Consider the following 24,557-nt stretch of genomic DNA (forward strand, 5'->3'; position numbering starts at 1 on the left):
CATCAAACGATTGTCGGGTTTTTTTGATACTTTATGATCGGGTAATCAGATTGAATTATCCGCGGGCTGCTGGCGACCTTCCTGCATTGCCTGGTATTTCTTAAGCCCGTCCATCATGGTCTGACTGAACCAGACTCCGACCGGGGCGTCACTATTGCTGTGGCTTTGTGCTTTTTCCATCAATGGATGGACCATTTCGGCACTGTCTGCGCTTTCATTGCGCGCTATGTCGCGCTCCAAATTTGCCCTATCATCGCGCTGAATCTGCTGACCTGATGCCGGCTTGTCCTGTGCCACCGCATTGGTCGATGCAACGGCATTATTTGCCATGGTTTGCGCCCGATCACGGCCAAGGGCTGCGTTAAACCGTGCGGCCATTTCCGCAGCACTCAAGGGGCCCTGCTGCCCCGAACCTGCTTCTTGTGAATTTGCCGGTTTGGTTACGTCACCCTGCTTGATCTTGGCATATTTTGCCTCCCGGGCAGCAATTTCGGGCGCAACGCCAAATTGCGATGTTCCACGGCTTAACCGCCCGGAACTTTGCGCTCGTGCCCAGACCGTATCACCATTTTCGGTACTAAAGGATGCGCGCTGTATCATGCCCTGATGCCCATTGCGGCTGTCCTCTGCGTTGCGCATGGTCATGTTTGATGCAATATCACTCTGCCCGGCACGTGCAATTGCTACGGCCAGTTCGGCCGGATCGGCATCCTGCGCGTCGATATTGGTTCCGGCCACATCATCCCCTGCCTTGGCCAAAAGACGCTGGGCGGTCTGTATTGCGGGATCATCGCCTGCTGACATTGAAGCTGCCGACGGTGCGACCTGCTGTCGGGCAATTGATTGCGTCAGGGTTTGAGCATTAGAGACAGCCGGACTTGCGACTGGTTTAACAGCTCCATAGGCAGCTGCGGCATTGGCATTGCTAACCGCCCCGCCCCAAGGCGTCACCAGATCAGCCGCATTGTATGCCGTGGTACCTGTTTGGGTCTCAGTACCCTGCTGTTCGTTCATCGCCAGTGTCTCAACACCGGCCACCGGGGCAGCATCGGTAATCGTTGCTTGTTCGGCGGGATCGACCGGTAAACCGTCCTCGCCGGCCATTGACCTGTCACCAACCATCCACGGCAGGACAAGATCGCTTGCCCCGCCAGTTGGGCCACCTTCGAGCGATGCATCGGCCATCATCGGCTGATCTGCCGGGGCCTCGTCACCTTCAAACATCGCCATGATATGCGCACCGGTATCTTCACCGGTCGCCAGATCGACAACCGCATCAACCGCCGCACCGGCCAGACCAAAGATACCGCCAAACAGACCGCCACCAACAACGCGCGCACCATTGCCAAGCTCGTCGCCTGTGATGCTGCGGTAAACCATGCCCACGCCGGGGATATGCTGCAAAGGATTGATCACATCGAGGAAATCGGTGAATTCAAAGCCGTCCTTTCCGAACATATATTCGGAAAAGCTGCGGCCTTCTTCGACACCATCAACAAGCTGCTCGGCCGCACCCGATCCAGCAGACCCGCTGCCTGCCGCTCCGTTTGCGATGCTTGCCCCGTTACCGGGCGATATTTGCCGCCAATCTGCACCAATCGACATATCAGTCCTCCTCTTGCCAACTATTTTGCAAAAGGAGTGCCAGTTTTGTTTCTGGTTAAGGTATTGATTTTAAGGGAATTTATTGAAAGAGAATTTGACGCAGAACTGCCTGTCGGAATCTTCTGCCGGGTAGCATCAGGCAGTCATAATCAGGCGGATTCCGTTATGCGCGACTCAAAACAGGTGGCCGGCGCGGTCCTTTTTGGTCTGAAGATAAAATTCGTTATGACCATTGGACGGAAACTTGTGCGGCACACGTTCGGCAACCGTCACGCCCCAGCTTTCAAGCCCGGTAAGCTTTTCGGGATTATTGGTCAGGAGCCGGACAGTTTCAAACCCCATCTGACGCAGCATTTCGGCAGCTGGCCGATAAACCCGTTCATCAGCATCAAAACCAAGTTCCTCGTTGGCATCCAGCGTATCAAAACCGCGGTCCTGCAATGCATAGGCGCGCAATTTGTTCACAAGCCCGATACCGCGCCCTTCCTGTCGCAGGTAAAGAATAATTCCGCCCTGCCCGCTTTTCGCAATTTCGGCAATCGCTCCACGCAATTGCGGTCCGCAATCACATCTCAGCGACCCGATCAAATCGCCGGTAAAGCATTCTGAATGCAGCCGGATCAAAACCGGCTGATCTTTTGCCGGCTCATCAATCACAATCGCCAGATGTTCCTGACCACCATCTTCCGGACGAAACGCGATAACCGTTGCGTTCTCGGCATTTTCCAACGGAACGCGCGCTTCGCTGACTTGGCGCAGGGTTGCGGCCGATGCGTCTTCGTATCCATTGATGCTCTCGGACTGAAGCACCAGAAGGTTCTGCGCCTTTGACAGCATTTCAAGCTGTTCGGGGTCAACCGGTGCTGTCACCACCGCCGGTAGCAACCGAGCCAGCTTCGCAAGGCGAATGGCCGCACTTTCGGCCATATTGACCGGACGCCACGCGCCAGCTGGCATGCTTTCAAGATCCAGCAACGGATTGGCTATCTCGGCCAACGCTTTCGCATCAACAGCGGATTTTTTGGCGCTGACAAAAGCAATGAAATGATCGTTTTTACAGGTCTTGCCGAGCGATCTGGCCCGCACGCGCGGCAAAACAATCGCGGTATTTCCGCTTTTGCCAGCAATGTCATGAAGGCGCGCCAATCCGTGGTCGGAAAGCGGTTCGGCAGCAATCACCGCCACACAATGGGCAATGCCATTTGCCTGTCCCTGGACCAGAACGATTTCACCGCGCCGCAAATCGGCAACAGCACGCGATACGGTCACCAGATCGGTCGCGGAAACATTGGCTTTTGATGGCACGGCAGCAGATTGGGTCATTGCAGTCTTTGTTTCTTCTGGGTCATACACGGATGATCACAACATCGCGATCCGGTCGGTATGGGGCTGGATAAGGTGCACGTCAATGGGCTAAAGCGAAAACAGTTTGTTCTTCAAAACGCAGTATGAGACTCTAATCCTAAGTATATGGCGGGCCTACGAGAACAATGCCACAAAAAGAACCCTCGGCAGGCCCAGAATATAGGCGGGATTTAGCAAGCAGCAAGGGATGGCGAATGTCGACAGGTAAACAGGTTCTGGTGGTCGAAGATGACGCGGCACTTAGCCAGTCTCTCACCGAGCAGCTCCGGCTTCATGAGGAATTCGAATGTGTCGTCGCCAATAGTGGCCAAAACGCCCTCGAAGTCGCCAAAGAAAATTACTACGACATTATCCTTCTTGATGTCGGCCTGCCCGATATGGATGGTCGTGATGTCTGCAAACTGATGCGGCGCGCCGGGGTCAAATCCCCGATCATCATGCTGACCGGTGCCGACAGCGATTCTGATACGATCCTTGGCTTGGAATCGGGTGCCAACGACTATGTCACCAAGCCGTTCCGCCTGAACGTGCTGCTGGCGCGTATTCGTGCCCATATTCGCCAGCATGAACAAAGCGAGGATGCGGTTTTCGTCATCGGCCCCTACAGCTTCCAACCCAGTGCCAAGCTTCTGATCGAAACCACGACCGAGAAAAAAGTCCGTCTGACGGAGAAGGAAACCTCGATCCTTAAATTCCTGTTCCGGGCGGGCGACAAACCGGTCACACGCGAAACCCTGCTTGACGAGGTCTGGGGCTATAACGCCGGGGTCACCACCCACACGCTGGAAACCCACGTTTATCGCCTGCGCCAGAAAATCGAAAAGGACCCGTCAAACGCGACGATCCTGGTCACCGAGCCTGGCGGCTACAAGCTCGTTCCATAACCAGACCCAGACAAACCGCAGAAATACAAATAATTTGCAAAAATCCCGCCGGGCTAAATTCACTTGGCGGGATTTTTGATTTTTTTCGTCACAAAACGGCTTTGAACGCGTCTTATACGTCCGGGCCAGTTATCCACATTTTCTGCCAAATTCGGGCAGTTGACCGAAATCACACCTTAAAGATAGAAAAATCGGCGTTTACAGCATCAGATTTGCGTCGAAAACAATAAAAACAGGGTTTCAGCCGTCTTTAAAAGGCTTCATCTGGCGATTTAATAGCCCCGTGAGCCGAAAACTGCTGTCCCGACACGGATATGGGTCGCGCCAAGCCGGATTGCTGCTTCGTAATCGCCACTCATGCCCATGCTTCGAATGGCCAAACCATGACGGTCGGCAATTTTGCCTAACAGGGCAAAATGCAGTGCCGGTTCCTCATCCACCGGCGGGATGCACATCAATCCCTTGATCGGCAATTTCAGGCGTTCGATGCAATCGATAATAAAATCATCGGCATCGGCCGGGGCTATTCCGGCTTTCTGCGGTTCTTCTCCGATATTGATCTGGATATAAAGATCAGGGCATTCGCCGGTCGTATCGCGATGCTTTGCCAGCGCATTGGCAAGTTTTGGCCGATCAACGGTTTCGATCACATCAAATAACGCAACCGCATCTTTTAGCTTATTGGTCTGAAGCGGCCCGATCAGATGCAGTTCGATATCAGGGAATTCATCCCTCAGGCCCGGCCATTTCCCTGCTGCTTCCTGTACCCGGTTTTCACCAAACACCCGCCGCCCGTCGACAAGAGCGGGTCGCACATGATCGGCATCGTGGTTCTTGCTGACACAGATCAGGGTGACATCGCTGGGTGCGCGACCAACCGCTGTACAGGCTTTATCGATATTTTGCTGGATCTCGGCAAGATTGGCCGCGATGTCGGGATTGCCGGATGACAGATGCTGATCGCTCATGGATGATGGCCCAAATCGGTACAGGAATCGGTGAAACAGAATCGGGATACTATCAATGGATGCCACACTGGCAAAGCAGGCACGCCAACTCAATTTGCGCAATGGCGGTCCTGATTGCCCAATCCCGCCGATCATATTGATGACCGACGACAAACGGATGCCCGATCCGATCCCGGCAATCATCGGTCTGCCGCGCAGAAGCATGGTAATTTTCCGACACTACGGACTCAACCCTAAGGACCGTGCACACCTTGCCTACATCGTTCGGCGAACCTGTCGCAAATATGGTCACCTTTGCCTGATTGCCGATGATCTTGCACTGGCCTTGCGCCTAGATGCCGATGGTATTCATTTGCCGGAATACCACATCGAGAAAAGACCGCATATCTATCGGCAAATACCACACGACATGTTTGTGACATCCGCCTGCCACAGCTTGCAAACGCTGCGCAAGCTGGCACTTCTCGCACCCGATCAACGTCCCGATGGTGTTCTGATCTCGCCGGTTTTTGCCACCCAAAGCCATCCCGGTCAACCGGGCATGACGTTTTCGATATTCCTTCAAAGAACTGCTTTTTGCCTCAGTCTTGGCCTTATCCCCGTTGCCCTTGGCGGCATAAAACCCGACAATGTCGCCCTGTTAAGGGGATCGGGCGTTGCATCTTTGGCCGGGATCGGGTTCTCTGCCACATAACACCGAGCAAAAGGTGACCGGAGATCGCCCGAAAATGCCTGCACATCACCATCCCGCCCGTAAGAAATTTACCCGGTTTGCATCAAAACAGCCGTTTCAGTTCGGCCTGCCCAATGTCAGCCCGGACCTCGTGCAGGCATCGGATAATAGCCCGGCCTATCTGACACGCACCTCATCGCTTTTGCGCCAGCAAATTCTTGCCAATGCGCCATCAGTAAAAATCATATCAGATAGCGTTCAACCTGATGTGCTTGCCCGCGATGCATGGGCCGATACCGATTTTGACCGGAAACGGGTCCTGTTTTTGATCCCGGACGATGCGATTGGCGATTGTGTCGGCATGGTTCTGTTTCTACGTGCCTTTGCAACAAAATATCCCGGCGCGAAAATCGCTGTGCTCAATAGCGGTACGGCGTCTGACATATTCGCCACCATCCCCGATATCACGATCTTTCAGCTTTTCATCTCCGCCAAACGCCTCAAAACATTCGACTATCTGATCGATTTCAGCGAGATGGAAGGCTGGAAAGATATCGCGACCATGCCGGTTAACCCGGAAGAGGCACTTTGCGAGGCATTCAGAATTCCGCCGATCCCGCTTGCATCCGAACGCGCACCGAAACTGGCATCGGGTATGAAAATTGGCATCCTGCCAATGGCCTCATCCCCCCTTCGCACCCTTCCCCCGGAACTAGTGCACGAAACCACGGAACTCCTTGCACAAGCCGGATTTGAAACCACTCTGATCCTCAACGCCTATCAGGGGGTAATGAAGAAATACAAGGACACGATCGGGTCGTTCGACACGCCGAATATCCGCGTCGTTGACGGTTTCAAAACCATCGGAAATCTCGTGCCCTTCATCCGGGAACAGGATTATGTCGTGCTGGCCGATAGCGGACCTGCCCATATCACCAAGCTGTTTCAAACGCCCGGCATTGGCATCTATAGCTCGGCCTCTGCCACCGTTTTACAGGGCCGCCACCACAACCTTTACCCTTGGCAAAGCAGTTATAAAGGCGAGTTCTGCGAAGCGCCCTGCGGGCTTGCAAAATTGCGCGCAACCACATCGGGTGAAATCGGCTGCATGGGTAGCCTCAGCCTTCCGATGTGGGAACTCGGAAACCTGCCGGTCAATTCTGACAAAGCACTGGCCGAACGGCTTGTGACCGAAAATCCGGTTCCCTGTGTTGCCGACCTTGTCGCACAGAAAGACCGCTTTTTAGCTTTTCTGCGTCAGGATATCGGGATCTGAGCCGGAACAACGGATGTTGGACAAAAAAGAAAAGGGCGGAAAACCGCCCTTTTCAAATCACGCTAATTCCCAGGAATTAGAAGGTCAGTGCCAGACCGGTGACAACGCCGTAACCGTCATTGTCCTCTGCGCCATCGACTTCGTCATCGAACCAGAAGATCGAGGATTTCCATGCAACGCCGGCACCAAGGGTGTAAGCAAGGCCAAGATCCGCGGTGCTGATTTCACCGGTACCGTTACCACGGCTGCCATTGCCATATTCGGCATAACCATAGGTCAGAGATACAGCTGCGGCATCCATTTCATAGGAAACACCAACGTCGAACTGATCGGTATCGTCCGGATTGCGGCTACCTTCGCTGAAGCCATAGTCATCATCTGTATGTGAATAGGAACCGCCAACGGTAAAGTTGCCGAAACCAACATTCAGACCGCCACCAACAAGGTTACCTTCACCCCAGTTTTCGCCAATCGCGGAAACGTCAAGCGAGATGCCACTGAAATCACCGGTATATTCAAGAGCACCGGAAACGATGTTGTCGCCAGAGCCAGAGGTGTCTGAACCATAGATGCTCTGGGACCCGGGAGTCGTGCTTACATTCAGGCGACCATTTTTCTCACTATTATCAGCAAAGGACACACCTGCTCGGAAACCGCTAAAGCTTGGCGTGAAGTACGTAACGCGGTTCTGATCACCATTCGGGACAGTGGTGTCAATCAGATAAGAGTTTACCCAGATGTCGAGGTCACCATCGTTAACACCAACAGGACCGACCGCGGGTGCAACAATCTGCATCGAGTCGGCCGCGCTGTCGTTTTTGCCCATTTCGATGCGGCCGAAATTGCCGCTTATATACAGGTATTGTTCGTCAATCTGGTCGCTGGAAGTTTCACCTTCCAGTTCCACAACCGCGCCAACTTCAATACCGTTATCAAGGGTCGTGGAACCCTTGAAATGAATTTCGGTGTCGGACTGGAAGGCATTGTTGCGATCACCGACTTCCTGATCAGCAAAACCGGCCCATTGGTTCATGTAGCCACCAACCGACAATTTAATCGGCTCGGACGCCTGAGCCTGACCCGCAAACGCAACAGCGACAAGCGCGCTGGAAGCGATCAATAATTTTTTCATCTTAACCTCTTGATTTTACGTGTGCACCGGGTGTTTGGCCTGCCCGGACTCTCCAGACTTATAAAACGACAAAAATGACCGACGGTCAATTATAGTGGAATGCGGAACATATTTTCTGTACATACGTGTGGCAGAATAAGCACACAGAGGTAAATTACCTCTCACTTACAGGGGAAATCGTATTATTTCAAAAGGCCTTGAAACTTAGATCACCTTCACATATATGACTATTAGTCATTTAACTCCTTGCCGAAGCAACAAGTGCTGAAAACTTGGCTATCCCACACATGACCAAAGATGACATCATCGCGCAGGCAACCCCTTGCCTGCGCGAATTTTTATTGTCCAAGCACAAAACAAGCAAAAGTTGATTGATATAGCAACGATATCCCTACTGAATAACGCATCACGATACTGGAACATCTGCACTTTCCAAAAAAAAATCCCGCTCAACGTTTTGCTACGCTGCGGAATTTTAAAAAAAGGGGACGGTAAACCGCCCCCTTCAAATTGCACTAATTCGAACCGAATTAGAAGTCGAGACGCAGACCGGTTACAACACCGTAGCCATCGTTATCCGAACGGCTCGCACCAGCATCGGTGTCCTGATCGAACCAGAAGACCGATGAACGCCACGAAACGCCAGCACCAAGCGCATAACGCAGGCCAAGATCGACTGCGCTAACGTCACCTGAACCGAAATCTTCATAACCGTAGGTCAGGGAAACGGCAGCAGCATCCATGGCGTAAGAAACACCGATGTCAAATGCGTCCAGATCCTGGCCAGCAGTGTCACGCGAGCTCAGACCATAATCGTCTTCGGTGTGGCCGTAAGAACCACCAACGGTGAAGTTGCCGAAACCAACATTGGTACCAAATCCGTACCAGCTGCCTTCGCCCTGGTTTTCACCAACAGCCGACAGACCAAGCGATACGCCACCGAAGTCACGATTGAATTCCAGACCGGCAGAAACAATGTTATCACCATTGCCCGAAGTATCGGAGCTAAGAATGCTCTGCGAACCAGCGGTAGTGGAAACGTTCGCAGTACCGTTTTTGCCGCTATCATCAGCAAACGACACACCTGCACGGAAGCCACCGAAGACCGGGGTGTAATAGGTAGCACGATTCTGGTCACCGCTGGAGCGAACAGTGTCGATCAGATAAACGTTCGACCACTGGTCCATGTCACCATCGTTGACACCAACCGGACCGACTGCCGGTGCAGTGATGCCCATGTCATCGGCAGCACTGTCGTCTTTACCCAGTTTGAACTGACCAAAACCACCGTTGATGTAAAGGTACTGTTCGTCAATCTGGTCAGTCGAGGTTTCGCCTTCGAGTTCGATTACCGCACCGATTTCAATGCCGTTATCAAGCGTGGTGGAACCTTTGAAGTGAACTTCGGTGTCCGACTGGAAGGCGTTTTTACGACCACCGGAAGCAGTGGTATCTTCGTCAGAGAAGCCAGCCCACTGTTCCATGTAACCGCCGACCGACAATTTGATCGGTTCGGAAGCCGAAGCCTGACCAGCGAAAGCAACAGCGACGAGCGCGCTGGAAGCAACAAGAATCTTTTTCATCTTACCCTCTTAATAATCTGTAGCCGATCAGCAACACCGTATTCCACACAACACGTCGGCTGATCACTAAGCGAGAGTAAAACGGATATAATGACTTATGGTCAATTGTTTTAAGTGACCAATAATCAGTTATGATATTGTGTGTGATATTTTAATCACAAATCCCGTCACTTTTTGGTCATTATTTTCTGACCACAGGCTAAAAAAACAAAATATAATGGTATAAGAATCAATATGCCTATCGATAAATGACTAACTATCAACTTATGTGCATGCTCGATACCAAAAGGCTGGATTTTAGGGCTAGGTCGTAAAACGAAGATCAATCATGACAAACAGGTAAAGTCATCATAGTAATCTGTCGCACTCAACCACTTCCAACCCTCCAGAACAAAAAGAAGGGAGCGATTTCTCGCTCCCCTCAGGGCATTTTTATTCAATCCAGATTGGATTAGAAGGAAAGTGCCAGACCGGTTACTACACCGTAGCCGTCATTGTCAGAGGCAGAACCAGCTGCATCTTCGTCAAACCAGAAGACCGAAGACTGCCAGGAAACGCCTGCACCGAGGGTGTAAGCCAGACCAAGGGAAAGGCCCTGGTTTTCAACGTTATCTTCTTCATCATCCTGATAAGCATAGCTCAGGCCGATAGAAGCGGCATCCATTGCGTAAGTTACGCCGAGATCAAATGCATCAACGTCTTCTTCGCCATCGTTATCAACGTGGCCGTAGGAACCACCTACGGTGAAGTTGCCGAAGCCAACGTTAACGCCAGCGCCGTACCAGTTGTCTTCGTCTTCGTTCTCACCTTCGACCGACAGGCCAAGCGAGAAGCCATCGAAATCATTCGAGTAAGCAATTGCACCAGAAACGATGTTGTCACCGTTGCCCGAAGTGTCAGAACCAAGAATGCTCTGCGAACCTGCGGTAGTCACAACGTTTACACGACCATTGGACTCGCTGTTGTCAGCGAACGACACACCAGCCTGGAAACCACCAAAGTTCGGTGTGAAGTAGCTAACGCGGTTCTGGTCACCAGAAGACGGAACAGTATCGATAACTTTAGCGAGGTTAACCCAATCTTCAGTACCGCCATCATTCGGATTAACCGGACCAACGGTCGGGCCGGTGACGCCCATCGAGTCAGCAACGCTATCGTTTTTACCCATTTCGATGCGACCAAAGCCGCCATTCACGAACAAGAACTGTTCGTCAACCTGGTCGGTCGAGGTTTCGCCTTCGAGCTCGATGCGTGCGCCGATTTCGATGCCGTTATCAAGGGTAGTCGAACCGGTGAAGTAAACCTCAGTGTCAGACTGGAAGGCGTTCTTACGACCACCAGTTGCGGTGTTGTCTTCGTCAGCGAAACCAGCCCACTGTTCCATATAACCGCCAACCGACAATTTAATCGGCTCAGAAGCCGAAGCCTGGCCTGCGAAAGCAACAGCGACGATTGCGCTGGAAGCAAACAGAATCTTTTTCATCTTTTCCCTCAACGTCTTTGCAAGTGCGGAAAACCGCTTACAAAAATTAGATGAACGACTTTTCGCCGTTCGGTTCGGGGGTAATGGAGCCAGTAAAACTATGGCGCGTCAACAACACTGTGATCGAAAAGATACATTCCCGCATCTTAGTTGCATATTTGACACACATGTTTTTGTTTGCTCCAAGCCGTGTCGGCCCTATAGTGCCGACAGAAATTCTAATGCCTTGGACAAGGAATAGACCGTGCGATTGTCTCTTGTTAAAGTTTTTGCCCCGGCTGCAATATGTTTGCTGCTTGCAGCATGTGGTGCGGGCACCCAGTCCGAATATGATAGTTATCCGGGCTCAGCGCCGGGTGACAAACGTGTTGGAACAACCGGCCGCTCGCAAACAATCGCGGACCAGAAAAAAGAAGGGACCCTGTTTGGTCCCGACGGCTTTAATTTTCTAGGTGGTGACGAAAGCAAGAATCAGGGCGGCGGCACCGGTATTGGTGTGAACAGCTTCCTGTGGCGCGCATCGCTTGATACGCTCTCCTTCATGCCCCTCAACTCGGCCGATCCGTTTGGCGGTGTGATCATTACCGATTGGTACAGCCCGCCGGAAACACCAAACGAGCGTTTCAAGATTACGGGGTATATCCTCGGTACCGCCCTTCGCTCCGACGCAATCAAGGTCGCTGTCTTCCGGCAGGTCCGCGTTGGAACGGACCAATGGGCGGATGCTGTGGTTGAACCAAGTACGATAACCGCAATGGAAGACTCGATTCTGACCCGTGCGCGTCAACTGCGCATTGACAGCGCAACCGCACAATAAGCATTCTGTTTGGATATGCCAGACACACCTATATATGTGTCAGGTCAATACAACCCCCATTCGCTGACACGTGAATGGGGGTTTGTCTTGGCCCTTCATCGACCTGCATTATCACAATACGGGGATGATCTGCGCGCTGGGCGACTTGCAATCGCGTGCGAAATTCTTGGCCTGCTTCCTGCTTGGGAAGAACAAAAGGATTTTCCCCGCCAGCCAAAAAATGCAGGACCGGTTTCAACAGACTTCATCGAAAACAATCTGGCAAAGCTTCATTCCCAGATAGGGAGTGATATCTTGTGCCTCACGCTTCTGGCAGATGTGCCACTTGATCGTCCTTTGCATATAACCCAAAGCAGCCTGATCGGCCATTGGCGATGGCTGCGTCAGGTTTGGACCAAACTGGCGATAGGCGAGCAGCCCTTTACCTTTATGCCTGAAGCCCAGGCTCAGAGTTTACAAGATACGCCGAAAAGCAAAATTGTGGACGAGCTTGCAAAGGGTCGTTTCAATACGGCCGTTGCGAAACTGCGCAGCGACTTCAAGTCTCTTTCAAATAACAGCGACTCAGCTAAAGATCTTGAACTCAGACTTTCTTTCATCACGAACCTAACTCTGTTTTGCCCTTTGATCGGATCGGAACTATTGTATCGTCATGGTCATGCGCCTTTCGGCAAAAACCATCACGCAAAAAAATAGCGAGGAATGACGTTGCGCGCCCTGTTATCGATTATCGCCATGCTTGCCCTGACCGGCCTCACCGCTTGCGGCTTCCGCCCTCTTTATGCCGAGGATAAAGGCGGTGACAGTACCGCGGCCGATATGGCGAGGGTCAAAATATCGATGATGGAAGACCGAATCGGACAAATAACACGTAACGTTCTGGTCGAAACGCTGACCCCGCGCGGCCAAACTGTTCGGCCGGAATATACCCTCGATATTACTCTTGATGAATCAACTTCCGAACTCGGTTATACCAAGGACAATGAAGCAACCATTGCCGACTATATTTTGAGCGCCCAGTACCAACTTTCTCGAATTTCCGACTCAAGAATACTCCGTTCAGGTTCTCTTCGCGCCCGAACAACTTACAACCTTGTCGACTCCGACTTTGCCTCACTAGAAGCAGAGTCCGCCGCCCGCTCAGATGCTGCCCGGAATCTTGCCCGACAGCTTGCCAATCAGGTCGCCGTTGGCCTGCGCAGCGGACGTTAGGTAATATCACGCCATGAAGCTCAAGGCGGCACAGGTCGAAAATTTCCTTCGCGCTCCCGATGCCAAGGCGCAACTCGTCCTGATCTATGGCGAGGATGAGGGGCTTGTACGAGAACGTGCGGTCAGACTTGCCAAGACCGTGGTCGAGGATCTCAAGGACCCATTCCGCGTAATCGAACTTGGCACTGCCCAGCTTAAGGAAGACGCCAGCCGTCTGCGCGATGAAGCCGCCGCCATCAGTTTTGGTGGCGGGCGCCGTGTGATCCGAATCCGCGACATTGGCGAGGCACAGGCCCCCATCATTACCGATTTCCTTGCCGATCCCGCCGGTGATGCCCTGATCATCATCGAAGCCGGCAGCCTTGCGTCCAAATCGAAACTGCGTCAGACGGTCGAGAAAGCCGGTAATGGCATGGCGCTGCCCTGCTATGCCGATAGCGGACGGGATATCGAAGCCCTGATCAATTCCGTCATGGAAGATCACAAACTGCGCATTGATCGCGATGCCATACGCTATCTGGTCGGTAATCTCGGCTCTGACAGGATGATTTCACGAAGCGAACTTGAAAAACTGGCTCTTTACGCTCTGAAAGAAGGTCAGGTCACATTGGCCGACGCGATGGCCTGTGTCGGGGATAGTTCCGCCCGCCATTATGACGATGTCGTGCAAGCCGTATCCCAGGGCAATGTCGCAAGCCTCGATAGCGCCCTGACCCGCCTGGTCGAAGAAGGCCTCAATCCGGTTGGCGCACTTCGCATGATGATCGGCTATTTTCAAAAACTGCATCTGGTCAAAGGCCAGATGGCACAAGGCACGAATGCCGAACAGGCGATGAAATCGTTGCGTCCCCCCCTGTTTTTCAAGGCCGCAGATCAGTTTCGCGCCAATCTGCAGAATTGGGCATTGGGAAATCTGCAACGCGCCCTGCAAATCCTGCTAGAAGCCGAAAAGGATTGTAAAAGTGGGCTTGCCATCCCCGAAACCATCGCACACCGCGCGATGATCAAGGTCGCCGTTGCCCGCCAGAAGCAGGGCAGACGCTAACGACCGTACATATTTCGCAAAAAGAAAACAGCCCCGCTGATCGAGTCGTACGGGGCTGCTTATCGTTTGCGGATTGGCTATAAAAATCTATTTGTCGCTATTACTTAGGGCTCCATGAGCTTTACTCTTCAGGACTTTCGTGTCCGACAATGTCTCAAGCGCCTCTTCACCGACTTCATCCTGCTCAATCGGCATATCGCCTTCTGGCTCGTCTAGAAACGAGTCATCGGCATCCAGCGCGACCTCGGTCGCGTCGGCAATCGATTCGAGCTCGTCAGTCAGAAGATCCTCATCGATAAACATCGAATCGAATTCGTTGTCCCCCTCACCTTCGGGAGCAAGCGGATCATCCTCGTCATTAACCGGTGCCGACTCGCCCAACCGTCCCTGACTCAAACGTTTGAGAATATCGTCAAGTTGCTCAAGGGTTTCATACCGAACAGAGATTTTACCACCCGCCCCGTCAAAATCGATATTTACTGCCAACCCCAACATATTGCTAAGATCATGCTCCAGCGCCACTGTATCTGGATCTTTATCGCTTGTGCGTCCCGACGAAGGCTTCTTCTGGCGCGCGGTTTTACCGCCGTCACTTTTCACCAGTTTCTCGGTCTGGCGAACGTTTAGCCCCTTCTTGACGATCTGGTTTGCGAGCTCGACCGCGTTATTCGCCCCCAAAAGGGCCCGCGCATGACCGGGGCTCAGCACACGATCCGACAACATCTGCTTGATCGGTGAAGGAAGCGTCAACAAACGCAGGCTGTTCGCAATATGACTGCGGCTTTTGCCAAGCGCCTGAGCCAATGCCTCCTGGGTATGCGAAAAATCGCTCATCAGGCGGCTATAACCTTCGGATTCCTCGAGTGGCGACAAATCCTGCCGTTGCAGGTTTTCGATCAGGGCAATCTCGGCGGTTTCCCTGTCGTCAAAATCACGTACCAGAACCGGCACTTCGTGCAATTGCGCCCGCTGTGCAGCCCGCCAGCGACGTTCACCAGCAATGATTTCATAGGTGGTTTCACCTGTAGAGGACGCCCGCACAAGAATCGGCTGAATAATACCCTTCTGACGAATCGATGCCGCCAGATCGTCAATCGCCTCGTCATCAAAATTGCTGCGCGGCTGGAATGGTGATGGCTTCAGATCGGTGATGGCAATCAGCTGTGTGGTCCCGCCAGGGCCTGGATGAGCAACAGCCTCATTGCTACCAGCAACCGCTGCACCGACATCATCGTCTTCCTCGCCCAGCAGGGCCGATAGCCCCCGTCCCAAACCGCGTTTTTTTGCCTCACTCATGCCTTCACCCCTTCGCGTTTCAGAACTTCGCTTGCAAGATTAAGATATGCCCGCGACCCCGGACATTTCATATCATAGACAAGCACCGGCGTACCGTGGCTTGGCGCCTCTGATACACGGACATTGCGCGGGATCACCGTGCGGTAAACGACATCACCAAAATAGTCGCGTACGTCATTGGCTACCTGTGCTGACAGGTTGTTACGCTTGTCATACATCGTCAAAACAATGCCCTGAATTTCAAGAGCAGGGTTAAAAGCCTTTTTCACCCGCTTAATGGTGCGTACCAGATGGCTGATCCCCTCCAGTGCGAAAAACTCGCACTGCAGCGGCACCAGAACCGCATCACTGGCAACCAACGCATTAAGCGTCAGCAAGCCAAGTGACGGCGGGCAATCGATCAGCACATAATCGACATCATGCGGCAACCGACCGAGCGATTCTTTAAGCTGCATCTCGCGGCGTTCAAAATCGACAAGCTCGATCTCCGCCCCAGAAAGATCCATACCTGATGGCACAATCGTCAGGCGCGGAATAGCAGTTGCCTTGCGTGCTTCTTCCAGCGTGTTGCCGTTGATCAGCACGTCATAAGAACTTATCTGGCGCTCAGACGGACGCAGGCCCAAACCGGTGCTTGCGTTGCCCTGCGGATCAAGATCAACGATCAAAACCCGCTGGTTCACAGCCGCCAACGCAGTTGCCAGATTAATCGTGGTCGTGGTTTTACCAACCCCGCCCTTCTGGTTGGCCACGGCAATGATCCGCGGCCGGTGACCGGCCTCGGAAGAGATTGAAAGCGGCAAATCAATAACGTCGGTCACCGGTCAACTCCTTGCAAAATCATCACCACGCCTTCCGGATCAACCAGGCTGGCATGGGTGGTTACAGTGAATGCCCAACCGGCTGCACGTGCATCGGCCAGCTCTTCCTCAAAGGCACGTCCTTTTAACAACACATAATGCCCGCCCGGTTTAAGATGCCGCTGCCCAAGCTCCAGAAGCTTTGGCAATGGCGCAAATGCACGGGCTGTAATCACGTCGGCTTCGCGCGCGTTGGCGGCTTCAATACGCTCGCGGGCAATTTCGATCTGACCCAGCACCCCACAAACCCGCGCTGCTTCCAGCAGAAACACGGTTTTTTTGGTGTTTGATTCCATCAAAATCACGTCATTCGCACCCAAAATCGCCAAAACGATCCCTGGGAACCCTGCCCCGGAACCGAAATCGACAATTTTCCCGCCACGGACAACGTCTTCCATATACGGCCAAAGTTGCGCAGAATCTTGTAAATGGCGTGTCCAGACGTCATCAGCCGTGCTGGCACCAACGATATTGATCCTTGGCTGCCATTTGACAACAAGGTCAGCATAAAGGCCAAGACGGTCCAATGTTTCACGTGAAACATTCAAATCGGTCTCAAACCATGTTTTTACGGGTTCTGAAATGGATTGCATGTTCGAGTTATAATCCGCGTTAATGATTCGCACCAGACTTGATTTTTTAAACAAACACGTTTTATCGCGTCGAAATCAATAAATTTTGGGAAAAACACGAAAATGTTTCACGTGAAACATTTTACCGATAAGTAGAAGTATCACGGACGCAAAGCCAGCGGGTCAGAATAAGACCAGACAGATATTCAGATAATGTATTTGAAATCGGCGGTAAATGAAGCCCGATCGTCAATGATAAACAGCGGCACATCAAAAAAGGGCAGCACACTTATACAAAATGTGCTGCCTTTCCGAAATTATGGACAACCCAACGTAAGTTCCAATCAGGCGCTGCGTATCGCCTTATGCTTGTGGCTTTTGATATGCCCAAGCAAGGCGGTCACTGCCGCCGGGGTGACACCCGGAATGCGTGATGCCGCACCAATAGTTTCGGGCTGGATTTCTTTCAGTTTCAAACGGATTTCCGCCGAAAGGCTGCCGACGCTATCGAAGTCAAGATCGCGCGGCAGACGCAACTCTTCATCCCGACGGAAGGCCGCAACATCGGCGGACTGGCGATCCAGATAGCCTTTATATTGCGCATCGATTGAAACCTGTTCTCGGATCGCCGGGGTAATTTCAGAAAGCTGCGGCCAGACGCGGGTCAAGGTATCGAAATCAATATCCGGATATGCCAGCAAGTCATACGCCGAGCGCCGCACACCATCCTGGTTGATTTTGATATCATGCTTCGCCAGACCATTCGGGGTTTCGGTCAAATCGGAAACGGTGCGTTTGGCTGTTTCAAGCGAAAGTTTTTTATCACCCCAAACCTGCTGGCGGTGCGATGCCACGCAGCCGATGTCAAGACCACGATCCGTCAGACGCTGGTCAGCATTGTCCGCACGAAGCATCAAACGATACTCAGCGCGTGAGGTAAACATGCGATAAGGTTCGCGCGTGCCCAGCGTCACCAGATCATCAATCATCACACCGATATAGGCGTCAGCACGATCAAGAACAAATTCGCGCTCAACCGCACCTGCTGTGCTTCCGGCGACAAGGGCGGCATTAACACCCGCGACAAGTCCCTGCCCGGCAGCTTCTTCGTAACCGGTCGTGCCATTGATCTGCCCGGCAAAGAACAGTGCGCTGACTTTCTTGGTTTCCAGCGTATGGCGCAGCTCGCGCGGATCAACAAAATCATATTCCACTGCGTAGCCAGGACGGAAAATCGCGACCTTCTCGAGACCCGGAATGGTGGCCAGCATCGCAAGCTGAACTTCTTCGGGAAGTGAGGTTGAAATGCCGTTCGGATAAACCGTCGGATCGTCGAGCCCTTCTGGCTCCAGAAAAATCTGGTGCTGGTTCTTTTCGGCGAAACGCACAACTTTGTCTTCGATGGACGGACAATAACGCGGGCCACTGCTTTTGATCTGGCCACTATACATCGGAGCCCGATGCAGGTTTGCACGGATGATTTCGTGCGTCGCCTCAGTTGTCCAAGTCATGTGACACGGGATTTGCGGTACGGTGATTTCTTGGGTCAGGAAGGAAAACGGATCGGGCGGATTGTCACCCGGCTGTTCTTGAAGACTGGCCCAATCGATCGTTCGGCCATCAAGCCGTGCCGGGGTGCCGGTTTTCAAACGCCCCAAACGGAATTCGAATTTTTCCAAAGTTTCCGAAAGACCAAGTGCTGGCGCATCACCGATACGCCCGGCCGGAGTGGTTTTTTCGCCAATGTGAATAAGACCACGCAGGAATGTTCCCGTTGTCAGAACCACCGCACCGGCATCATATTCGCGCCCGTCTTCGGTGATCACACCGGTCACGCGGCTGTCATCGCCCTCGGCAATTTTAAGGTCGTGAACCGCGCCTTCGATGATCGTCAGGTTTTCCTGATTGGCCAGAATATCCTGCACCGCTTCGCGATACAGCTTCCGATCAGCCTGCGCGCGTGGGCCGCGCACAGCCGGTCCCTTGGAACGGTTCAGCATTCGGAATTGGATCCCGGCGCGGTCAATCGCACGACCCATCACACCGTCAAGCGCGTCGACCTCGCGAACCATATGCCCCTTGCCAAGCCCGCCAATAGCCGGGTTGCAAGACATTTCACCGATACGATCAGCACGGTGTGTGACCAGTGCGGTTTTCGCCCCCATGCGCGCAGCCGCAGCCGCAGCCTCGCACCCGGCATGGCCCCCGCCAACAACAATCACATCAAATCGGTTATCCGACATCGAATTCCTCGTTGAATTCCTTGACTACGCCAAGCCATGACATCTGCTCAATGCAACACAGCTTGCGAGTCTTATTCAGGTCTTAATTCAAAACCACGTGTCATCGAAATGGCCGATGTTTCACGTGAAACAATTTCTGATAATCTTATTTGCCGATACAGAAGTCGCCGAATATAATATCAAGCAGGTCTTCGACATCGACGCGTCCGGTGATTTTACCGATTTCACGCACGGCAAGGCGAACATCCTCGGCCGCCAATTCGGCAATATCGGTCTGCAATCCGCGATCCAGATGATCACTGGCACGCTCAAGTGCCTGGCGGTGCCGCAGCCGTGTCAGAGGAACTGGTCCCGCAAAATCGAGCCCTTCTTTTACGCGAGTCTCCAGCAGTTGCAAGAGGCTTTCCATCCCCTGCCCGGTCATGGCCGATATGGGCAAAACGGGCAGCTCAAGCCGATCACCTATTGCCGATTTTCCAGACCAGACTGTCGGGATATCGCCAACATCCACACCATCCACCTTATTGACCAGAAGGATCGTATTGGCATCAATCAGGCGCGCAGCCTCTGCGTCGATGTGGGGCCAGTCGGAACGATCCACCACAACAAGCCGCAAATCCGCATCCTCCGCGCGGGCGGTTGCACGGCGAACACCCTCGGTTTCGATCACATCGCCACTTTCGCGAAGGCCCGCAGTATCCACCATGGTGACGGGAAAACCACCAAGATCAAGATGGACTTCGATCATATCGCGCGTGGTTCCAGCGATCTCGGACACAATAGCCGCCTCACGCCTTGCCAGCCGGTTCAGAAGGCTTGATTTACCGGCATTAGGCGCACCGAGAATCACGATCTGGAAACCTTCGCGCAACCGTTCGCCGCGCCGGTTATCGGCGAGATGTTTATCCATCTCGCCGTGAACGGATGACAAATCACCACGCACCACCGGCACAATACCACCAGGCAAATCTTCGTCCGGAAAATCGATATCCGCCTCGATGTAGGCCAATGCCTTCATTAAACGCGCGCGCCAGTTTTCGTAAAGGGCGCCCAATTCGCCTGCCATCTGGCGCACGGCCTGCCTGCGTTGGGCCGCAGTTTCGGCATCAATCAGATCGGCAATGCCCTCGGCCGCGGTCAGGTCCATTTTGCCATTTTCGAAGGCACGTCTGGTATATTCCCCCGGTTCGGCGATACGCAGGCCCGGTCGAGCGGCCAAGCAATCAAGAACACCGTCGATTACCGCACGCCCGCCATGAGTATGAAGCTCGACGACATCCTCGCCTGTAAAGCTGGCCGGACCTGCAAAATAGATCGCTACCGCATCATCAAGTCGCTCGTTCGTTTTCGGATCATGGATCGGCGCATAGATCGCATGACGTGGTTTTGGCAGGCTGTCGCGGCCCAGAAGCGCGCACAATGTCGCCCCAGCCATTGACCCGGATAGCCGGATAACCGCCACCCCGGCCCGCCCAGCGCCGCTGGAAAGGGCAAATATGGTGTCTGTCTGGCCCACTCGGATCGGGGTTCCACTGTCGGTCACGTTAATCGTCATCCGTTCTGCTATCCGTCACGCCATCTGAAGAAAAATGTTGCTGGCTGTCCATATCGGTCAGCATTCCGCGAAGGTCAACATATAGCTGCAATCACAAACGGGGCTTTAAGGCTGCACAAGATAGCTGAAAGCGGCATATCATCAGCTTTCTGACCACCAAACAATCCTCGCGGAAACCGGTTTCCAGTTTGATTGACAGATCTTTGGAAACGGCACCAACCTGTCACCGTTCTCGTTGCCGGAAAACACAAAACGACCCCTGTCGGAGCCGTTTGAAGTGATTGTCCTAATGATGATGCCGCGCATCGCGCCTTACCGGTTTATTGATCCGGGCTTAGGCGCAGCCGTTCAACCACCTTTCCCCCGACCAGATGGTCATTAAGGATGGTATCAATATCTTCGATCGTCTCGTAACGATACCAAGTGCCTTCGGGATAGATAACCATCACCGGCCCCAGTTCGCAGCGATCAAGACATCCAGCGGTATTGATACGAGTCATCGGCAGACCCAGTTCCTTGGCGCGAACCTTCATGTAATTGCGAAGCTTCGTAGCACCCTTGGAATTGCAGCATCCGCGTTCGTGCGTCGCGGGGCGCTCGTTCTGGCACACGAAAACATGCGCCTGATAAAAATGTGCCTCGATCGTCAAGCTAGTCAGTCCTTGGTGTTCTTGCCAGTGGTGTTTCCGGCAGCGTTAAACTGGCTCCAGAAGGCTTTCTGAAGCTGTTCCCAGTTCTGCATGCCCTGCGGCAGCCAGGTATTGAGCATGGTTTCGGGATCCATCGCCGCAAGATTAGCTTTCATCCGATCCTCGATATCTTTCATCAAGGCCTGCTGCATGGGCTGCACATCGGGCAGACCAAAAAAGGTGCGCAGTTCTTCCGGCGTGCAATCAATATCCACGGAAACTTTCATCGCCCTGATCTCCTCTGTTTGATCTTCTGCTTTTTATTGGGTCCATTATGGACGCCCGTGCGAAGTTCTCAATCACTATCGACCTCAGAGCACTTCCAATCAGTTAAAAGCCGATAAAATCGCAATATATTGCTAATCCAATCCCTTTACCCCTCTTGTCTTTCGCTTCAGGGGCTTTACCCTTACATCCATAGAATGAATGTCAGCAATGGGATGGAACACTTCCCTTCCCGCAAACCATAAAAAGCCCGCCACCTTCACAGGAAATCCGGACGGGCACAGGATACGACGCCATGAAACTTGCGCAGAACAATCTTGGTTCGGAAACCAGCCCCTATCTTTTGCAGCACCGTGACAATCCGGTGCATTGGCAACCCTGGAGTACCGAGGTTCTTGCCGCGGCCAAGGCCGCAAACAAGCCTGTTCTGCTGTCGGTTGGCTATGCGGCGTGTCACTGGTGCCATGTTATGGCACATGAAAGTTTCGAGGACGATGGTATCGCGGCCCTGATGAACGAGCTGTTTGTGAATATTAAGCTAGACCGCGAGGAACGCCCCGATCTTGATAGTGTCTATCAGAATGCGCTGGCATTGCTGGGTCAGCAGGGCGGATGGCCGTTGACCATGTTCCTGACGCCGGATGGCGAACCGTTCTGGGGTGGGACCTATTTCCCCAAGGAGGCCCGGTATGGCCGCCCGGGATTTGGCGATGTTTTGAAGTCGGTTTCAGAAATCTATACCCAACAGCCCGATAACATCCGCCATAACGTTGCACAGATCGGTCAGGCGCTGATTAAAATGAATAGCGGTGCAACCGGGTCGATGCCGTCGCTCGCGATGATTGATCAGTGCGGTCATGGCTGCTTACAGATCATGGACGGCGAAAATGGCGGCACCAATGGTGCGCCAAAATTCCCGCAACCAAGCCTTCTGGCCCTTATATGGCGTGTCGGAGTTCGCACCAACGATACCGATCTTAAACGCATCGTCCGCCACAGCCTTGATCGCATGTGCCAGGGCGGGATTTATGACCATGTCGGTGGCGGTTTTGCCCGTTATGCCGTCGATGACCAATGGCTGGTGCCGCATTTTGAAAAGATGCTGTATGATAATGCGCAGCTGATTGATCTTCTGTGTGATGTCTGGCGTGAAACCGGCAACCCGCTTTATGAAGCCCGCATTTCCGAAACCATCGACTGGATCCTGCGCGATATGCGAGTCCCCGGCGGAGCCTTTGCCGCCAGCCTTGATGCCGACAGCGAGGGTGTAGAAGGCAAGTTCTATGTCTGGGACGAAGCCGAAATTAACGCCATTCTTGGCAATGATGCCGCCCTGTTCAAGGATATCTATAACGTCAGTCCCTCGGGCAACTGGGAACATAAAAATATCCTGAACCGCACGCAATCGGGCCTTGGCCTTGCGGACCGAACGACGGAAAAGAAACTTTCGGAAATACGGACAAAGCTTTTGGCAGTGCGCAACAAGCGCATCTGGCCGGGATGGGATGACAAGGCTCTGACCGACTGGAACGCTATGACCATCGCAGCTTTGGCTGAAGCCGCAATGGTGTTCAAGCGCGCAGACTGGCTTGATTATGCAAAGCTTGCCTATAATTTTGTGATCAACAGCCTGATGACTGGCGAAAGTAATGACCGGCGCTTCCTGCATAGTTATCGCAATGGAAAGGCACAGCATGCCGGGATGCTCGAAGATTACGCGCACATGATCCGCGCGGCTTTGCGGCTTTATGAATGCTTTGGCGAGGATGCATACCTTCGCGAAGCCACCGAATGGTGCGAAGCAGTCGAAAACCTGTTTGCCGACACCAAAGGTGGTTATTTCCAATCGGCATCTGATGCCGATGATCTGGTTGTGCGCCAGAAACCGCATATGGATAATGCGGTTCCGGCTGGGAATTCGGTCATGGCACAAAATCTGGCGCGGCTTTATGCCCTGACCGGCGATACCAAATATCGCGACCGGGCGGAAATCACCATTGCCGCCTTTGCTGGGCGATTAAACGAACAATTTCCCAACATGCCTGGCCTTCTTCTGGCAGCCGAAATGCTGCAAAATCCGCTTCAGATCGTGCTGATCGCCAAGGAACGCAGCCAGATGTACATGGAAATGCGGCGTGCCATCTTTGCCGCCTATCTGCCAAACCGTGCGATCACCATTCTGGCCGACACCGATGCCCTGCCCGACCTGCACCCAGCCAAGGGAAAAACCGCGATTGACGGACATGAGACAGCCTATGTCTGTCAGGGGCCGGTCTGTTCCGCACCGGTTACCAATGCCACCGACCTTGCCAAGCTGCTTGCCAATTTGCCAAATAAGTCGACATAAGAAGAGCCGCTGATACGATGCCTGCTCAACTCGGATGTTTCACGTGAAACATCCGATGGTTGGCCTCCTCCTCCGGCGTCCAAAAATTAATTATGCCTTTTACCCCTTCCCACAAGCCGCAGGATTTCGACCATGCCGCAGATTTCGATGAACAGCCCGGTCGGGGCGATTACAATTTTCGAATTCGACGATCAGATCGTCGCCGTCGATTGGGGCTTTGTCGAGGATATGGAACCGAGTCCGGTCCTGAGCGATGCCAAAGCGCAGCTCAATGCCTATTTCGATGGCAAGCTTGATGCCTTCAACCTGCCGCTGGCGCCCGATGGCACCGATTTCCATAAGGCGGTATGGGATGCGATGTGCAAAATCCCGCGCGGCAAAACAGCGACTTATAAAGATTTGGCAATTGCCGCCGGGGCACCAACAGCCTATCAAGCGGTCGGCACAGCCTGCGGGCTTAATCCGATCCCGATCATCATTCCGTGTCACAGGGTTCTGGCAAGCGGCGGCAAACCGGGTGGCTATTCCGGCGACGGTGGACTTGAAACCAAACGCGCGCTTTTGAAGATCGAAGGCGTAGATCTGATCATCCCAATCGATCAGGGTAACCTGTTCTGAAAAAAGCAGCTATCAGCCAATTTTGTCTGGCATTCCATCAGGTGAAATATCGTCTTTTAACCTCCGTCCGAACGGACAAAACCAAACCTGCTGAATAGTAAAATGGCGT

Annotated in this window: 22 protein-coding genes; 9 read left to right on the forward strand and 13 right to left on the reverse strand. The window is 53.1% G+C overall.

The features are described 5' to 3' along the window. Window positions 1-45: 45 nt before the first annotated feature. Entirely contained in the window at window positions 46-1,605 is a 1,560-nt protein-coding gene (locus tag SMB34_RS20610) for a hypothetical protein (protein ID WP_051682174.1), read from the reverse strand. A 174-nt stretch (window positions 1,606-1,779) separates the two neighbouring features. Then, window positions 1,780-2,928 carry a GTP cyclohydrolase II gene (ribA, locus tag SMB34_RS07600; RefSeq protein ID WP_037988982.1) on the reverse strand — a complete coding sequence of 383 codons (1,149 nt, stop codon included), beginning with the start codon at window positions 2,926-2,928 and terminating at the stop codon, window positions 1,780-1,782. A gap of 236 nt (window positions 2,929-3,164) precedes the next feature. Between ribA and SMB34_RS07605 the strand changes: the two genes are divergently transcribed. Next, window positions 3,165-3,854 carry a response regulator transcription factor gene (locus SMB34_RS07605; protein ID WP_007088535.1) on the forward strand — a complete coding sequence of 230 codons (690 nt, stop codon included), beginning with the start codon at window positions 3,165-3,167 and terminating at the stop codon, window positions 3,852-3,854. Between the two features lie 272 nt (window positions 3,855-4,126). Here the strand turns inward: SMB34_RS07605 and SMB34_RS07610 are convergent, their stop codons facing one another. Next, complete coding sequence (locus SMB34_RS07610; protein WP_051682175.1) at window positions 4,127-4,822, reverse strand: YggS family pyridoxal phosphate-dependent enzyme; 696 nt, start codon at window positions 4,820-4,822, stop codon at window positions 4,127-4,129. Between the two features lie 55 nt (window positions 4,823-4,877). On the opposite strand from SMB34_RS07610, the gene SMB34_RS20615 reads away from it, so the two are divergent. Then, complete coding sequence (locus tag SMB34_RS20615; protein ID WP_051682176.1) at window positions 4,878-5,516, forward strand: thiamine phosphate synthase; 639 nt, start codon at window positions 4,878-4,880, stop codon at window positions 5,514-5,516. A 34-nt stretch (window positions 5,517-5,550) separates the two neighbouring features. Continuing rightward, window positions 5,551-6,771, forward strand: a complete 1,221-nt coding sequence (locus SMB34_RS07620) for a glycosyltransferase family 9 protein (RefSeq protein ID WP_037988984.1) — start codon at window positions 5,551-5,553, stop codon at window positions 6,769-6,771. A gap of 76 nt (window positions 6,772-6,847) precedes the next feature. Here SMB34_RS07620 and SMB34_RS07625 read toward each other — a convergent pair whose 3' ends face one another. From SMB34_RS07625 to SMB34_RS07635, 3 genes are all read right to left on the reverse strand, one after another. Next, window positions 6,848-7,903 carry a porin gene (locus SMB34_RS07625; RefSeq protein WP_037988986.1) on the reverse strand — a complete coding sequence of 352 codons (1,056 nt, stop codon included), beginning with the start codon at window positions 7,901-7,903 and terminating at the stop codon, window positions 6,848-6,850. Window positions 7,904-8,433: 530 nt separating this feature from the next. Continuing rightward, window positions 8,434-9,486 (reverse strand): porin, encoded by a 1,053-nt coding sequence (locus tag SMB34_RS07630; protein WP_037988987.1) that lies wholly within the window; start codon window positions 9,484-9,486, stop codon window positions 8,434-8,436. A gap of 451 nt (window positions 9,487-9,937) precedes the next feature. After that, complete coding sequence (locus SMB34_RS07635) at window positions 9,938-10,969, reverse strand: porin (protein WP_037988989.1); 1,032 nt, start codon at window positions 10,967-10,969, stop codon at window positions 9,938-9,940. 292 nt (window positions 10,970-11,261) lie between these two features. Here SMB34_RS07635 and SMB34_RS07640 point away from each other — a divergent pair, with 292 nt between their 5' ends. The 4 genes from SMB34_RS07640 to holA all read left to right on the forward strand — a co-directional run bounded on the left by SMB34_RS07640 (window position 11,262) and on the right by holA (window position 14,043). Next, window positions 11,262-11,786 carry a DUF3576 domain-containing protein gene (locus tag SMB34_RS07640; protein WP_240478787.1) on the forward strand — a complete coding sequence of 175 codons (525 nt, stop codon included), beginning with the start codon at window positions 11,262-11,264 and terminating at the stop codon, window positions 11,784-11,786. An 87-nt stretch (window positions 11,787-11,873) separates the two neighbouring features. Further along, a complete protein-coding gene (locus tag SMB34_RS07645) occupies window positions 11,874-12,482 on the forward strand; it encodes a hypothetical protein (RefSeq protein ID WP_037988993.1) in 609 nt (202 codons plus the stop codon). Between the two features lie 6 nt (window positions 12,483-12,488). Beyond that, complete coding sequence (locus tag SMB34_RS07650) at window positions 12,489-12,998, forward strand: LPS assembly lipoprotein LptE (RefSeq protein ID WP_037988995.1); 510 nt, start codon at window positions 12,489-12,491, stop codon at window positions 12,996-12,998. A gap of 13 nt (window positions 12,999-13,011) precedes the next feature. Then, entirely contained in the window at window positions 13,012-14,043 is a 1,032-nt protein-coding gene (gene holA / locus SMB34_RS07655; protein ID WP_007088524.1) for a DNA polymerase III subunit delta, read from the forward strand. Window positions 14,044-14,130: 87 nt separating this feature from the next. Here holA and SMB34_RS07660 read toward each other — a convergent pair whose 3' ends face one another. The 7 genes from SMB34_RS07660 to SMB34_RS07690 all read right to left on the reverse strand — a co-directional run bounded on the left by SMB34_RS07660 (window position 14,131) and on the right by SMB34_RS07690 (window position 21,485). Continuing rightward, entirely contained in the window at window positions 14,131-15,339 is a 1,209-nt protein-coding gene (locus SMB34_RS07660; RefSeq protein WP_037988997.1) for a ParB/RepB/Spo0J family partition protein, read from the reverse strand. Next, window positions 15,336-16,160, reverse strand: coding sequence for a ParA family protein (locus SMB34_RS07665; protein ID WP_007088522.1), 825 nt, complete (start codon window positions 16,158-16,160; stop codon window positions 15,336-15,338). The genes SMB34_RS07660 and SMB34_RS07665 overlap by 4 nt, the downstream gene beginning before the upstream one ends. Next, window positions 16,157-16,792: a 16S rRNA (guanine(527)-N(7))-methyltransferase RsmG gene (gene rsmG / locus SMB34_RS07670; RefSeq protein ID WP_037989241.1), complete on the reverse strand. Its 636-nt coding sequence runs from the start codon at window positions 16,790-16,792 to the stop codon at window positions 16,157-16,159. The genes SMB34_RS07665 and rsmG overlap by 4 nt, the downstream gene beginning before the upstream one ends. Before the next feature lie 323 nt (window positions 16,793-17,115). Then, window positions 17,116-19,014 carry a tRNA uridine-5-carboxymethylaminomethyl(34) synthesis enzyme MnmG gene (gene mnmG, locus SMB34_RS07675; protein ID WP_007088520.1) on the reverse strand — a complete coding sequence of 633 codons (1,899 nt, stop codon included), beginning with the start codon at window positions 19,012-19,014 and terminating at the stop codon, window positions 17,116-17,118. Window positions 19,015-19,159: 145 nt separating this feature from the next. Beyond that, a complete protein-coding gene (gene mnmE, locus SMB34_RS07680) occupies window positions 19,160-20,569 on the reverse strand; it encodes a tRNA uridine-5-carboxymethylaminomethyl(34) synthesis GTPase MnmE (RefSeq protein WP_051682177.1) in 1,410 nt (469 codons plus the stop codon). A 320-nt stretch (window positions 20,570-20,889) separates the two neighbouring features. Then, window positions 20,890-21,219, reverse strand: a complete 330-nt coding sequence (locus SMB34_RS07685; protein WP_037988999.1) for a (2Fe-2S) ferredoxin domain-containing protein — start codon at window positions 21,217-21,219, stop codon at window positions 20,890-20,892. Between the two features lie 5 nt (window positions 21,220-21,224). After that, entirely contained in the window at window positions 21,225-21,485 is a 261-nt protein-coding gene (locus tag SMB34_RS07690; RefSeq protein WP_007088517.1) for a DUF6489 family protein, read from the reverse strand. Between the two features lie 293 nt (window positions 21,486-21,778). On the opposite strand from SMB34_RS07690, the gene SMB34_RS07695 reads away from it, so the two are divergent. Together SMB34_RS07695 and SMB34_RS07700 are read left to right on the forward strand one after the other, a co-directional pair. Continuing rightward, complete coding sequence (locus SMB34_RS07695) at window positions 21,779-23,830, forward strand: thioredoxin domain-containing protein (RefSeq protein WP_037989001.1); 2,052 nt, start codon at window positions 21,779-21,781, stop codon at window positions 23,828-23,830. Between the two features lie 132 nt (window positions 23,831-23,962). Continuing rightward, window positions 23,963-24,448 (forward strand): methylated-DNA--[protein]-cysteine S-methyltransferase, encoded by a 486-nt coding sequence (locus tag SMB34_RS07700; RefSeq protein ID WP_007088515.1) that lies wholly within the window; start codon window positions 23,963-23,965, stop codon window positions 24,446-24,448. Window positions 24,449-24,557: the final 109 nt, after the last annotated feature.

The organism is Thalassospira permensis NBRC 106175 (assembly GCF_000714555.1).
Taxonomy (GTDB): domain Bacteria; phylum Pseudomonadota; class Alphaproteobacteria; order Rhodospirillales; family Thalassospiraceae; genus Thalassospira; species Thalassospira xiamenensis.